The sequence below is a fragment of the Streptomyces glaucosporus genome, assembly GCF_039533345.1.
GTDB lineage: Bacteria > Actinomycetota > Actinomycetes > Streptomycetales > Streptomycetaceae > Streptomyces > Streptomyces glaucosporus.
The window spans coordinates 68,548-81,815 of the sequence record NZ_BAAATJ010000022.1; the positions used below are offsets into that span (position 1 = coordinate 68,548).

At 73.6% G+C, this 13,268-nt stretch carries 8 protein-coding genes; 2 read left to right on the forward strand and 6 right to left on the reverse strand.

Annotated elements, in window-relative coordinates:
• Positions 1 to 73: 73 nt before the first annotated feature.
• Both ABD358_RS21305 and ABD358_RS21310 read left to right on the forward strand, forming a co-directional pair.
• Positions 74 to 1,138 (forward strand): ParB/RepB/Spo0J family partition protein, encoded by a 1,065-nt coding sequence (locus ABD358_RS21305; RefSeq protein ID WP_344632703.1) that lies wholly within the window; start codon positions 74 to 76, stop codon positions 1,136 to 1,138.
• Between the two features lie 55 nt (positions 1,139 to 1,193).
• Positions 1,194 to 1,970, forward strand: a complete 777-nt coding sequence (locus ABD358_RS21310) for a helix-turn-helix domain-containing protein (RefSeq protein ID WP_344632704.1) — start codon at positions 1,194 to 1,196, stop codon at positions 1,968 to 1,970.
• A gap of 72 nt (positions 1,971 to 2,042) precedes the next feature.
• On the opposite strand, the gene ABD358_RS21315 is transcribed toward ABD358_RS21310, so the two are convergent.
• Genes ABD358_RS21315 through ABD358_RS21340 form a run of 6 tightly spaced genes read right to left on the reverse strand, consistent with a single transcriptional unit; the run spans position 2,043 to position 13,219 of the window.
• Positions 2,043 to 3,389: a cytochrome P450 gene (locus ABD358_RS21315; RefSeq protein WP_344632705.1), complete on the reverse strand. Its 1,347-nt coding sequence runs from the start codon at positions 3,387 to 3,389 to the stop codon at positions 2,043 to 2,045.
• Entirely contained in the window at positions 3,386 to 3,931 is a 546-nt protein-coding gene (locus ABD358_RS21320; RefSeq protein ID WP_344632706.1) for a flavin reductase family protein, read from the reverse strand. Before ABD358_RS21320 ends, ABD358_RS21315 begins: the two co-directional genes overlap by 4 nt.
• Positions 3,928 to 4,389 carry an acyl-CoA thioesterase gene (locus ABD358_RS21325; protein ID WP_344632707.1) on the reverse strand — a complete coding sequence of 154 codons (462 nt, stop codon included), beginning with the start codon at positions 4,387 to 4,389 and terminating at the stop codon, positions 3,928 to 3,930. The genes ABD358_RS21320 and ABD358_RS21325 overlap by 4 nt, the downstream gene beginning before the upstream one ends.
• A 3-nt stretch (positions 4,390 to 4,392) precedes the next feature.
• Complete coding sequence (locus ABD358_RS21330) at positions 4,393 to 10,254, reverse strand: type I polyketide synthase (protein WP_344632708.1); 5,862 nt, start codon at positions 10,252 to 10,254, stop codon at positions 4,393 to 4,395.
• A complete protein-coding gene (locus tag ABD358_RS21335; RefSeq protein ID WP_344632709.1) occupies positions 10,251 to 11,366 on the reverse strand; it encodes an enediyne biosynthesis protein in 1,116 nt (371 codons plus the stop codon). The genes ABD358_RS21330 and ABD358_RS21335 overlap by 4 nt, the downstream gene beginning before the upstream one ends.
• Before the next feature lie 2 nt (positions 11,367 to 11,368).
• On the reverse strand, positions 11,369 to 13,219 hold the full coding sequence (locus ABD358_RS21340) for a CRTAC1 family protein (protein WP_344632731.1): 1,851 nt from the start codon (positions 13,217 to 13,219) through the stop codon (positions 11,369 to 11,371).
• Positions 13,220 to 13,268: the final 49 nt, after the last annotated feature.

A 13,268-nucleotide genomic window follows, 5' to 3' on the forward strand; every position in this document is an offset into this window, starting at 1 on the left:
ACGGCCGCAGCTCCCTTCGGAGAAACGGTCCGACAAGCCGAAAGGGCAGTTCGTTCACACTCTGGGGGGAAAGTTGGAAAGCACCGACAGAACCCTGGCACTGCCGTCCAACTTCACGCACAGGGTGCGGATCGAGGAGCTGCTGCCGGCTGACTCACCGCGCTTGAGCGGCGTCGACGAGACTCATGTGCACCGACTTGCCGAGATATACGCGACCCTGCCTCCCGTCCTGGTCCACCGCGCGACGATGCGGGTAATAGACGGAATGCACCGGATAGCGGCGGCGACCTTGAAGGGGCTTGAGCACGTCGAAGTGCAGTACTTCGACGGGGCCGAGAAGGACGCCTTTCTGCGGGCGGTCGCGGCCAACGTCTCCCACGGGCTGCCGCTGTCGATCGCGGACCGCAAGGCGGCGGCCCGGCGCATCTTCAGCACGCACCCGGACCTGTCGGACCGCGCCATCGCCGCCTGCGTCGGCCTGGACGCCAAGACCGTGGCCGCCGCGCGGCGTTCAACCGGGGATTCTCCCCGGTCGAACACACGTATCGGTTCCGACGGCAAGTCCCATCCCCTGGACCGCACGGCCGAGCGGATGCACGCCGCGCGGCTGATGACCAGCCGCCCGGACCTGCCGCTGCGGGCCATCGTCAGGGAGACCGGACTCTCCCTCGGCACCGCGCACGACGTGCGGCAACGACTGCTGCGGGGCGAGTCGCCGGTCCCCGCCGGCCGCAGACGGCAGCGCGGGGACGCCTCGCCGCCGCCGGGCCGCGGGACGGCCCCCGCCGGCGTGGACACCGCGGCGGCCCCCACGGGGAACACGCTCCGCGGCCCGCGCGAGCAGGCCGCGCCCGCGGGCGACTTCCCGGTCCTGGCCGGCCGGGCCCGCCTCTCCATGGAGACGCTGCGCAAACTCGCCCGCGACCCGTCGCTGCGCCACACGGAGTCGGGCCGCCACCTGCTGCGCTGGCTCCACACCCACTTCGTCGTGGACGACTCATGGCGCCAGCACACGGACGCCGTCCCGGCCCACTGCTCCGCCACCGTGGCGGAACTGGCCCTCCAGTGCTCCGGGAGCTGGAAGAGGTTCGCCGAGGAATTGTCCCGGCGGCTCCCCGACAAAGCGTCCGCCTCATAACCGCATGCACCTTCGAAGAGCCTAAACCGACCTTACTCAACGACAGGGGGAAACGGTGCCCACCGCTGCCATTGAGCACGCTGTCCGCCGGGTGATCGATGACATGCATGCCAATCTCGGGCAGGAACTGACCATCGACGACATGGCCCGCACCGCCATGTTCAGCAAGTTCCATTTCACCCGGGTGTTCAGAGACGTGACGGGCACGTCCCCGGGACGTTTCCTCTCAGCGCTGCGCCTGCAGGAGGCGAAGCGGCTGCTGCTGGACACCGATTTCAGCGTGGCCGACATCAGCAGCCAGGTCGGATACAGCAGCGTCGGCACCTTCAGTTCGCGTTTCAAATCCTGTGTGGGCGTCTCCCCGAGCATGTTCCGGGCGCTGGGCGGGTTCGTCCCCGAAATCGACGAGGAGGCGCCGCCGCCCTCCCAGGGCTCCTCCCGGCGCACCACCCTGCGCGGCCGGGTGCAGTTCCCCGAGGACCGCTCCCCCGGCTACTGCTTCGTCGGCCTCTTCCCCTCCCCGGTCCCCCAGGGCCGCCCGGTGCGCTGCACCGTCCTGGACGGCCCCGGACCCTTCGAACTGGCGGACATCCCCGACGGCACCTGGTACGTCCTGGTGCACTCCGTCCCGTACGGCCGGGAGCACCTGCCGGCGGGCACCGACGACGGGGACCTCGTCTCCGTCGGCCGGTACGGGCCGGTCACCGCGCACGCCGACACCCTGCTGATGCCGGCCGACATCTCCCTGCGCGCGCCGGACCCCCAGGACCCGCCGGTGCTGACCGCCCTCCTCGACATGCGCACGGCCGCGCTGGAGGCCGTGGCGGGCTGACCCTCCCGCCGGAACGCCGAAGGCCGGCCGCGGATCCCGTCCGCGGCCGGCCTTCGGCGTTCCGCCGCCCCGTCACCGCACCGTCCTGACCGTCATGGGCAGTCCGCCGCGCATCCGCAGGGAGAGCATGGGCTCCGCCACCGCCTCGTGCCCCGCCGCGGCGGACAGGTCCAAATCGCGGGTGACCAGCGCCGTGACGAAGACCGCCTCCATCATCCCCAGGCTGCTGCCGACGCAGAACCGGGGCCCGCCGCCGAAGGGGATGTAGGCGTACCGCGGCCGGCTGGAGCTTCGCGACGCGTCGAACCGCCCGGGGTCGAACCGCTCCGGGTCGTCCCAGAACTCCGGATGGCGGTGCAGCGTGTACGGGCAGACGAGCACGTCGGCCCCCGCCGACACCGCGTACCCGCCCACCTCGTCGGCCCGCCGGGCGACCCGGGGCAGGACCCACACCGGCGGATACAGCCGCATGGCCTCCTGCACCACCTGCGTGGTGTACGTCAGCTTGTGCAGGTCGTCGGCCTCGGGCACCCGGTCGCCCAGGACACCCCTGGCCTCCTCCCGCACCAGGTCGCGGACGCGCGGGTGCGCGGCCAGCAGGTGGAGGGCCCAGCCCAGGGTGCTCGCCGTGGTCTCGTGGCCGGCCAGCAGCAGCGTGACCAGCTCGTCCCGGAGCAGCCGGCGGCCGGTGCGGGGATCGGCGTGGCCGCGCGCGGCGAGGATCATCCGCGCCAGCGCGTCGTCGGCGCCGTCCCCGTCCCGCAGGCGCGAGGAGCGGTCGGCCACCAGGGCGTCGACGACCCGGGTCAGCTCCCGGCGCGCCGCGCGGAAGCGCCGCTGCGTGCGCAGCGGCAGCCACGAGGGCACCAGGCCCTGGGTGACCATGTCGAACATCGCCTGGTCCTGCACGGCCTCGAAGGCGTGCGCGATGGAGTCGTAGGGGTCCAGGTCGGTGTCGAGCAGGGTGCGCCCGAGCACCCCGAGGGTGAGGCCGGTGACCTCCCGCAGGACGTCGACCGGCCCCTCCCCCTCGCGGGCCCCCAGCGACGCGACGAGCCGGGCGGCCTCCTCCGCCACGGCCCCGGCCTGGGCGGTGATCCGGGCCGGCCTGAAGGCGGGCTGCACGTTCCTGCGCTGGGCGCGCCACAGGTCGCCCTCGCTGGTGAGCAGCCCGTCGCCCAGGACCCGCCGGGCCTGCACCAGGCCGATGCCCTTGTGGTAGTTGCCGGCGTTGTCGGCCAGGACGTGCTTGGCGTACTCCGGCCGGTTGAAGACGTACAGCTTCCTGGGCCCCATCGCCACCCGCACGGCGTCGCCCAGGGCGGCCGCGTCCCGCACCATCCCGAGCCGGTCCACGGCGAGTTTCCTGAGCAGCCCGGGCAGAGCCGTCAGGGGCGGCCCGGGCGGACGCGCGCTCATGCCGCCACCCCCTCCGGCTCGGGCGCCAGGTTCCGGAAACGGCCCCGGTGGAACAGCAGCACGTCCCGGCCCGGCAGGTCGTCCAGGCGGAGCACCTTCCCCAGGTAGATGGTGTGGTCGCCGCCGTCGTACGCCCGCCACTTCTCGCACTCGAAGTGCGCCGCGGCCCCGGCGATCAGAGGGGCGTCGCAGGTGCGGCCGGCCAGCCAGCCGACCGCGTCGAACTGGCCGGCGCCCATCGGCCGCGACCGGTCGGCGAAGTGCCGGGCCACCCCCTCCTGGCCGGCGCCCAGCACCGAGACCGAGAAGGTCCCGGAGCGGGCGAGGCTGCGGTGCATCACCGCGTCCTTGCCGACGCAGAGCAGGACCAGCGGGGGGTCCAGCGAGACGGAGGTGAAGGAGTTGGCCGTCATCCCCCGCGGGGCGTCGCCACCGACCGTCACCACGGTCACGCCGGTGGCGAACGCCCCGAAGGCCCGTCTCAGCCGCACCGGGTCGTCCGCCCGGACGCGTTCCGGCGGCGGCGCGGCCAGGGCGCTCACGCCGCCCTCCCGGCCAGCACCCGGGCCTGGGCGGCGTACGGCTCCAGCGCCCGGGCCAGGGCGTCGGGGATGAGCGACGGGACGGTGGCGGTGTTCGGGCCGCGCATGCACGCGATCCGCTGCCTGCCCCGGGCGACCAGCGTCTCCGCGCCGTCCCCGGCCACCTTGACGTAGTCGAAGGTGAACTCCAGCTGCGTCTGGCCCAGTTCGGACAGCCGCATCCGGATGGACAGCTCGTCGAAGGCGGTGATCTCGGCGAAGAACTCGCACTCCACCTTCAGCGTGAACAGCTTGAGGTCGTCCTGGACGTCGGCGAGGACGTCGGGGGCCTTCTCCTTGAGGAACAGCTCCCTGCACCGGCCCTGCCAGCGCAGGTAGTTCACGTAGTAGACGTTCCCGACCAGGTTGGTCTCCTCGAAACCGACGGTGTGCCGGTACTCGAAATAGTCCTGCGCCATCTCCTAGGACCGCCCTTCCAGACGAGGCTCTTCAGGTGTGAGGAACGCGAAGACGGCGGGCTCCAGCGCGTTGAGGAGCCCGGTGACGAAGGTGGCGATCCGCAGGTCGCCGGCGGCGAACACCACCCAGGCGTCCTTGCGCCGGGGCAGGACCGTCAGCGGCGCGCCCGCCGCGATCCCCGCCTTCCTCAGGCACTCGACGGCGCTCCACACCCGGGTGGCTGCGGTGTCCGGGGCCTCCCCCGTCTCCTTGGCGACCAGCTCCGCCACGGCCGCGTGCTCACCGAGCAGGCCCTCCCACTCGGCCTCGGGGCGCATGCAGACCGCCTCGATGTCGCAGGCCACCTCCGTGTCCGCCACGGCGCCGAGGGTGACCCCCAGGCCGTGCGCCGCCGACACGCACCGGCCGCCGTCGATCTCCGGGCGCCCGTCGGGGCGGTGGCGGACCGTCACCGGGGCCCCCAGGGTCCGGGAGGCCGCGGTCGCGGTGAACGCGCGGCGCTCGTCCACGGACCCGGCCGGTGCGTCGCCGTGCGGCTCGACCGTGACCGCGATGCGGGCGCCCAGCACGTCCTCCAGCGTCCGCTCCAGGTACGGGCCGAGCAGCGGGGCGACCCAGGGGCCGGACCCGTCGGTCTTGCGCACCGCGTGGAGGGTCAGGCCCTCCCAGCGCTCGACGACGGTTCCGTCGGCGTCGCGGACCGCGACGTCGTAGACGTAGGTGTCGCCGTCGCGGCTCCGCTCGACCGCGCAGTAGCGCAGCTCGTCCGGCACGTGCGGGCCCGCGCCGAGCGGGTGGATGCGCTCGACCCCCGAGGGCAGCAGGGTGGCGTCGGGGACGCACACCTGGTTGCCGTGCATCAGCGCGTCGCGCATGCCGGGGTCGGCCAGCAGCAGCTCGCCCGGGAGGAAGCCGGCGAACCAGCCCTCCGGCGGCCGTACCGCGACGTCGGCGTCGACGTGGCGCGCCGCGGCCCGGTGGAAGCGGCGCAGCCGCTGGAAGCGCGCGCCCTGGAAGAGGATGTTGCCGTACAGGTCGGCCGCCGGGTCCAGCGGGACCTCCGGGGTGCCGGCCGCGGTCTGCAGCGGCGGCCCGTCCGGTGCGGCGGCGCCGGAGTAGACCAGCCGGGCGCGGAAGTGCTCCGCGGCGAAGCCGGTGTCCTCGGCGTGGACCGCGACGTCGACGGTGTCGGCGCCGGTGACGGTCGCGGCGACGCGGATCGTGGTGCTGCCGTCCGGCGGGACCACGATGGGCCGCAGGAACCGGGCCCCCTCGATCACCGGCGTGCCGGTCCACCCGGTGGCCGCGGCCGCGACCTGGACCATGGCCTCCATCCCCATGACGGCGGGCATCAGGAGGTTGCCGTCCAGCAGGTGGTCGGCGAGGTAGGGGTCGGTCCCGGCGTTCAGCTCGGTCTCGGTGACCAGTTCGACGCCGTGGTAGCGCACCAGCGGGTTGCCGGCGAACCGCAGCAGCGGCAGGGGCGGCAGGTCGCGCCGGACCGTCTCGATGCCCTCCGTCCGGCCGCTGACGACCGTCACCACGGGCGCGTCCGGATCGGTGACCAGCCGCAGCAGGATCTCCACGCCCTGGTCGGGGGAGATCGGGGTGATGCCCTCGCGGGAGAGCGACTCGACGACCGAGAGCTTCTCGCCCATGCCGACCCCGGACCACACCGACCACTCCACGCAGCGGGCGCGGATCTGCGGGTGGGCGCGGGCGACCTCCTCGGTGAGGCCGGCCAGCCACTCGTTGGCGGTGGCGTAGTGGGCCTCGCCCCGCAGGCCGGCGCGGCCGATGATGCTGCCGAAGGTGACCAGCAGCTTCAGGTTGCCGGGGCCGACCGCGTCGAGCACGGCCCGCAGGCCGTCGACCTTGGGTGCGAAGGTGCGGCGGAAGTCCTCCGGCCGCAGGGCGTGGAGCGGGGCGGGCTCGTTGCGTCCCGCGCCGTGCAGCAGGCCGGTGACCGGCCCCAGTTCCCTCTCCAGCGCGGCGACGGCGTCGCGGACCTGCTGCGGCTCGGTGACGTCGGCGCGCGCGTAGCGCACGGTGACGCCGCTGTCGGCCATCCGCTTGAGGTTGTCGGCCAGTTCCCGGTCCGAGGCGGGGTCCGAGCGGCCGAGCACCGCGAGCCGGGCACCGCTGTCCCGGGCCACGGCGAGGGCGCACTCGGCGGAGATGCCCTTGCCGCCGCCGGTCACCAGCAGGACGTCGGAGGAGCCGAGCGGGGAGTCGGTGCGCTCCGCCCGGACGGGCAGGGCCCGCAGCGTCGGCACGCGGCGCACTCCGTCGGCGCCGTAGTGGACCTCGGAGAACCGGGTGGTCGCGGCCACCTCGGCCACGACGCGTCCGACCACGTCGCCCTCCGGGCCGGTGTGGACGATCGTCGTGCGCAGGTGCGGCGCCTCCTGGTGGAGCGTCTTGGCGAGCCCGGCCGCGCCCCGGCCGTCCTGCACCAGGACGAAGCGCCGGTCGCGCTCCCCGGCCAGGGCGTTCCTCGCGCCGGCGAGCGCCCGCTCGACCTGCTCGGGGGAGCAGTCCGGGGGCAGGCACACCAGCACGCCGGAGCCGACCCCGGCCTTCTGGAGAGCTTCCCGCAGTTCCCCGGCCACCGGGTGGCCGTCCGGGGCGAACAGCTCCCAGGTCCCGTCGGTTCCGCGCTCGGCGCCCCGGGGCAGGGGCACCTCGTCCAGGTCCACGGAGAACGGGCGGGCCCAGGGGGCGGCGCCCAGGACCTGGGGAGCCTGCTCCCCGCCCGCCTCGCCGCCGGTGGCGGCCAGCGCGTCCAGCGCCTCGGCCAGCTCGGCCAGGGTCGCGGTGGCGAAGTTGGTCGGCACCCGGGACGCGGCGATGCCGAGGCGGGACGCGGCCTGGTTGACGATCTGGCCGACCGTGATGGAGCTCATGTGCAGGTCGTCCAGGAGTCTGCTGCCGGCGTCCACGAGTTCGGCGGGCAGCTCGGCGCGCTCGGCGACGAGGGCGCGCAGCACCTCCAGTGCCGGGGCGCTCCCGCCGTCGCCGCCCGGCTCCGGGGCGGACGTGCCCGGTTCCGGAGCGGCCGTACCGGGCTCCGCGGCGGCCGTACCGGGTTCCGCGGCGGCCGTGCCCGGTTCCGCGGCGCGGACCGTCGCGGCGGGCAGCGGGACGCGCGGGGCGCGCTCGCACGGGCTGGCCAGGAAGCTGAACTCCTGTCCGATCTCCAGCGGCCGGACCAGCCGGTCCTGGAAGAGCCGCTCACAGGCGACGGGCGCGCCGACGGCGTAGGCGGCGCCGACCACCTGCAGCAGCCCCCGCAGCGACTCGCTGTCGGTGTCCAGCGCGACGGACGGGACGCCGGTCGCCGCCGTGGCGAGCGTGCTCAGCACCCGGCCCGGGCCGACCTCGACGAACAGGTCGACGTCCCGGGCGGCGGCCGTGACCGCCTGGGTGAAGAGCACCGGGGCGGTGATCTGCCGCCGCAGCAGCTCCGCCAGGTCCGTGTCGCGGGCCAGCTCCTCCCCGGTGACGGTGGAGACGACGCGGGCGCGGACCGGTCCGAGGCGGGCGCCCGCGAGCCAGGCGCCGAAGGTGTCGGCGGCCGGGGCCACCAGCGGGGAGTGGAAGGCGTGGGACACCGCGAGCCCGGTGCAGCCGACCCCCGCCTCGGCGGCACGGCGCCGGACCTCCTCGACCGCGTCGACAGGCCCGGCCACGACGGTCTGCCCGGGACCGTTGTACCCGGCGATGACCGCGGGCAGCCCGTCGACGAGTCTCCCGGCCTCCTCCGGCCCGGTGCCGAGCGAGGCCATGGTGCCCGAGGCGCTGTGCTCGGCCATGGCGCGGCCGCGGACCCGGGCCGCCTCCAGGAGGGTCTCCTCGTCGAGGGCGCCCGCCCAGTGGAGGGCGGAGAGTTCGCCGAGGCTGTGGCCCAGGGCGAGCACCGCCTCCACCCGCAGGGCGTCCAGGGCGCGCAGACCGGCCGCCGAGCCGGTCGCGATGCGCGGCTGGGCCACGTCGGTGGCGACCATGTCGCCGGTGGCCGGCAGACCGGCGGCCTCGTAGACCTCCGCCGCCTCGGGGAGGCGGCGGCGCAGCGCACCGCCGCCGGTGCCCTTGCCGGAGCCCTGCCCGGGGAAGAGGAAGCCGATCCGGCCGCGGCCGTGGGCGTGGCCGAGGAAGGCGCGTCCGTCGGCGGCGAAGTGCGTGGTCGTCCCTTCGGCCAGGACGCCGGCCAGGCTCCTCAGCCGGCGCTCGGCGTCCTCCGGGGAGGTGACGACGACGGCGGCGCGGTGGGGCAGGCCCCGCAGCTCCCGCTGGAGCGCGGCGGCGAGGTCGGCGACCTGGGCGTAGGAGACCCGCGCCGCGAAGTCGGCGACCCGGACGAGCCGGTCGCGCAGGGCCTCGGGGGAGTCGCCCTCGAACAGCAGCAGTTCGCAGTCCTGCGCGGTGCCGGCCAGCTCGATCGAACGGCGGCTGGGCGCCGTGCGCCGGCGGGTGGCGGGCTCGTCCAGGACGACGTGGGTGTTGATGCCGCCGAAGCCCATGGCGGTGATGCCGGCACGGCGCGGCGCGCCCTGCGGCCAGGGCTCGGCCTTGCGCAGGGCGCGCAGGTTGGCCTGCTCGCCGGTGAGCAGCTCGTGCGGTTCGACGCAGCCGATGGTCGGGGGCAGGACCTGGCTGTCGACGGCCATCGCGGCCTTGATCAGGCCCGCGATGCCGGCCGCGGCCTTGGTGTGGCCGATCATGCCCTTGATGGAGGTGATGACGGCGGCCGGGGCGTCCGGGTTCGCCGCGGCCCTGGCGCCCGTCAGCGCGGTCAGCTCGGTGCGGTCGCCGACGGCGGTGCCGGTGCCGTGCCCCTCGAAGAGGGGAACGGTGTCGATGCCGAACCCGGCCCGCTCGTACGCGCGCCGCAGCGCCAGCCGGTAGCCGGCGGCCTCGGGGCGGGTGATGCCGCCCTGGCCGTCGGAGGAGACGCCCCAGCCCGCGATCGTCGCGTAGATGCGGTGGTTGCCCGCGAGGGCGTCCTCCTCGCGCATCAGGACGACCATGCCGCAGCCCTCACCGGGCCAGAAGCCGTTGGAACCGCGGTCGTACAGGCGCATCTCGCCCTTGGCCAGGGCCCCGGTCTTGGCGAACCCGATGATCTCGAACGGGTCGATCGACAGGTCGACGCCGCCCGCCACGGCGACGTCGAGGTCGCCGTTGAGGAGCGAGGTGCTCGCCGTGGTGACCGACAGCAGCGAGGAGGAGCAGGCCCCGTCGACGGTGTAGCCGCCGCCGTGGAGGTCGAAGTGGTTGCAGATGCGTCCGGCGATGGTGTTGGCCAGGCCGCCGGCCAGGGTGTCCTCGTCGACGGCCGGGAACGGCTCCTTGTAGGCGGTCTCGACGTCGGCGAGGAAGTCCGCGATCCGCTTCTCGTCCCACTCCTGGCCCTTGAGCGCCTCGGCCATGACACGGCGCACGTACGGCCAGCGCAGCCGCATCACGTTGGCGCGGGAGAACTCGCCGGTGAGGGTGTTGCCGACCACGACGCCGGTGCGCTCGCGGGGCAGACCCCCGCCGTCGGCGAACCCGGCGTCGGCCAGGGCCCGTCCGGCCGTGTCCAGCGCCAGCCAGTGGGTGAGGTCGGTCGAGCGGTAGGTGCTGCCCGCGATCCGGTGGGCGACCCGGTCGAACTCGTACCCCTCCAGGACCGCGGCGTTGCGCGCGTAGAAGCGGTCGGGGACGGAGGGATCGGCGTCCCAGTAGTCGTCCAGGTTCATGCGCACGTCGGGCAGCCGGCGGAAGGCGCGGCGTCCGGCGACGGCGTTGTCCCACAGTTCGCCGGGGGTGGCGGCGTCGGGATAGCGGCACGCCATGCCGACGATGGCGATCCTGCTCATGCCGCCACCGCCACCTTCTGCCGCTCGGTCTCCTCCCCGGCCGGGACGGGCTGGACGGGGCAGGAGCACTCCCCGACGCAGCCGCCGCCGCACTGCCCGGCCGCGGGACGGCCGGTGCCGCAGGAGCACTCGCCGGCGCAGCCGCCGGCGCACTGCCCGGCGGGCGCCCGGGGCGCGGTGAGGTCCGACCCGGCCCGCTCCCGCTCCCCGGCGTACTTCCTGCCGACGATGTCGACCGTCCACAGGTGGAGGCCGCGGATCAGGCAGACCAGGGCGGTGGCGAAGAACAGGCCGTAGGCGACGCCGAGGGCGGTCAGCACGCCGTACATGGCCGCCACACCGCCGCCGAAGGCGATCTGCCCGATGCGGGAGGACGGCGTGGTCCCGGGGTCGGTGATCATGTAGTTCGTGAAGAGCACGAACGCCACGCCGGTCATCATCGCCAGGGCCGCGGGGATGGAGGTGCCGAACAGCAGGCCCCGGACGACGGCCTGCAGCGCGAAGCCGCCCACCCAGGCGAGGATCAGCCACATGCGCTCGGTGAGCTTGGCGTTGAGCATCGTGCCGAGGGTGATGATGATCGCCGGGACCAGCCAGTCGAAGCCGCCGTCGATGTACTCGGTGAACTGGTACGGCGGGGCGATGCTGGCCCAGGGGAAGAGCAGCAGGATGACCGCGATGCCGAAGTTCGACGGGTTCATGTAGTGGCGCATGCGCCCGCGGACCGGCGCGCGCAGCACCCACTTGGTGCCGACGGCGACGATGACGCCGAACACCATGACCCACACCAGGTCGTTGACGTAGGACAGCATGTTCACCGCGAGGCCGGTGATGTGCGCCGGGTAGAGGAACTCCACCAGGCCGCGGAAGCCGTTGCCGCGGAACCGCGGCGCCCGGCCCTCGGCGCGGGCGCCGAGCACCTCCAGGACGATCTCCACCGTGTAGGCGGTGGCGAGGGCTATGAACGGCCAGGTCCATGGCTGCTCGAAGCCGAGCACCGTGTAGCCGAATATGTTGAGCACGGAGATCGAGATCGCGAACCGGCGCAGGGCCGTGACGACCTTCACGCTGTGCCGCTGGGGGCCGGCGGGCGTTTTCTGCTGGACGGACATGCTCACTTCTCCTTGGCCTGGTTGCCGAGCCGGATGTGGTGCCGGCCGGGGGCCAGCTCCATCTGCTGCTCGTGTACGTCGCCGTCGCGGTCCCGCCAGGTCAGCAGGACCTCCACCGGTCCCTCCACACCGTGGCCGAGGCCGATGTGCACCTCGGTGCTGCGCTTGCCGGAGTGGCCTCCCCCGCCGTCGACCCGGCCCATCCGCCTGGTGCCGTCGGGCAGGGTGACGCAGACCTCCGCGCCGACCACGGGCGAGCCGGACTCGCCGGTGAGCTTCAGGCCGAGGTGGGCGCCCGCGTCCGGGCTGACGTTGCGGTAGAAGCGGGGCTCGCCCCACTGGTGGGCGACCGCCAGGTCCAGGCGTCCGTCGCCGTCGGCGTCCCCGGTGGCGATGCCGCGGCTGGGAACGGGGACGGCCAGGCCGAGCGCCTCGGACAGGTTGAGGTAGGTGCCGTTGTCGTTCTTGGCGAAGAACCGCATGGTCTGGCTGCCGGCGAGGTCGTCGCCGCGCCGGAGGTTCGGCCACCACAGGGGGTTGGAGATCAGTGCGTCGTTGGTGGTGGCCAGCTCCTGCAGCTGCGGCCAGCGGTTCTCCTTGCCCTTGACGAAACCGAGGGCCTGGGTGATCTCCAGTTCGCCGTCGTTGTCGAAGTCGCCCGTCTTCACGTCCCAGCCCCAGCCGGACCAGGCCACGCCGAGGTCGGTGCTCCTGTCCTCGTAGGGGGCCTCGCCGTCCCTGAAGCGGCCCTGCACCTCGGCCCGGCTGTTGGCCGTGCCGACGAAGGCGAAGTTGGACTCCTGGATGCCGAACGACGTGGTGATGTTGCTGACGAACATGTCGTACAGCCCGTCGTTGTCCAGGTCGCCGAAGTCGATGCCCATGCCCTTGAAGGAGCTGCGGCCGATCTCCTTGGACTTCGGAACGGTGCCCGAGTGGACGGCCTTGACCTCGGCGAACTCGATCCGGCCCGGGCGGGACTTGTTGTACAGCAGCGCGGAGGTGCCGAAGTCGTGGCCGACGTACATCTCCGGCAGGTGGTCGCCGTCGAGGTCGGCGGCGGACGCGGCCAGCGTCCAGCCGTTGTTCAGGCTCTGCGGCAGGGATCCGTCGGTCTTCTCGTAGCCGTTCTCGGTCCACCGGAAGAAGTGGCCGCCACCGCCGTTCTGGGCGTGGGACATCGACTCCTGCATGACGACGTCGCCGTCCTTGGAGGGGTCGAGGACGGGGCTGTCGGGGAAGTAGTTGCCGATGAAGATGTCGTCGTGGCCGTCCCCGTCGAAGTCGGCGACGGCGGCGGCGTTGGAGTTCCACAGCGGCCCGGTGTACCGGGGGCCGGGCTTGCCCGGCAGGAGCTCGGTGGCCTCGAAGGAGCCGGCCGTCAGGGCCTTGCCCTTCCGGTCGTCCTTGGCGGTGAACACGATGGGCGTGCGGCCCCAGTAGTAGACGAGGAGGTCGGTGGCGCCGTCCTCGTTGAAGTCCCCGGGCACGCAGCCCATCGGCGCCATCGTGTCGCTGACCGGCAGCGGGTCGGCGTCGAGCGCGAACGGCCGGTACGCCCCCTCGCGGTCCGGGGTGGGGGTGACGACGGCCTGGTCGGTGCGCGGGTCGGTGACGCACAGGTCGTTGGCCAGCCCGTCGCCGTCCACGTCGTTCATGGCGATGCCCGCGCCGACCGAGGAGATCCAGGCGTCGATGTGCTCGTAGGCCTTGTTGACCTTTCGGATGTCCTTTTTCTCGAAACCTGCCGGCATCGCGATCGACATCGAGTCGAAGGCGAAGTCCTCGGCCACGTCGTGGATTTCCGCCGCGGAGGGCTCCGGGAGTCGCACCGCATAGAAAGTGCCCACCATGAGGGCGAGCGCGACGACTCCTGGCGTGTTCTTCCGCAGCCAGATGCTT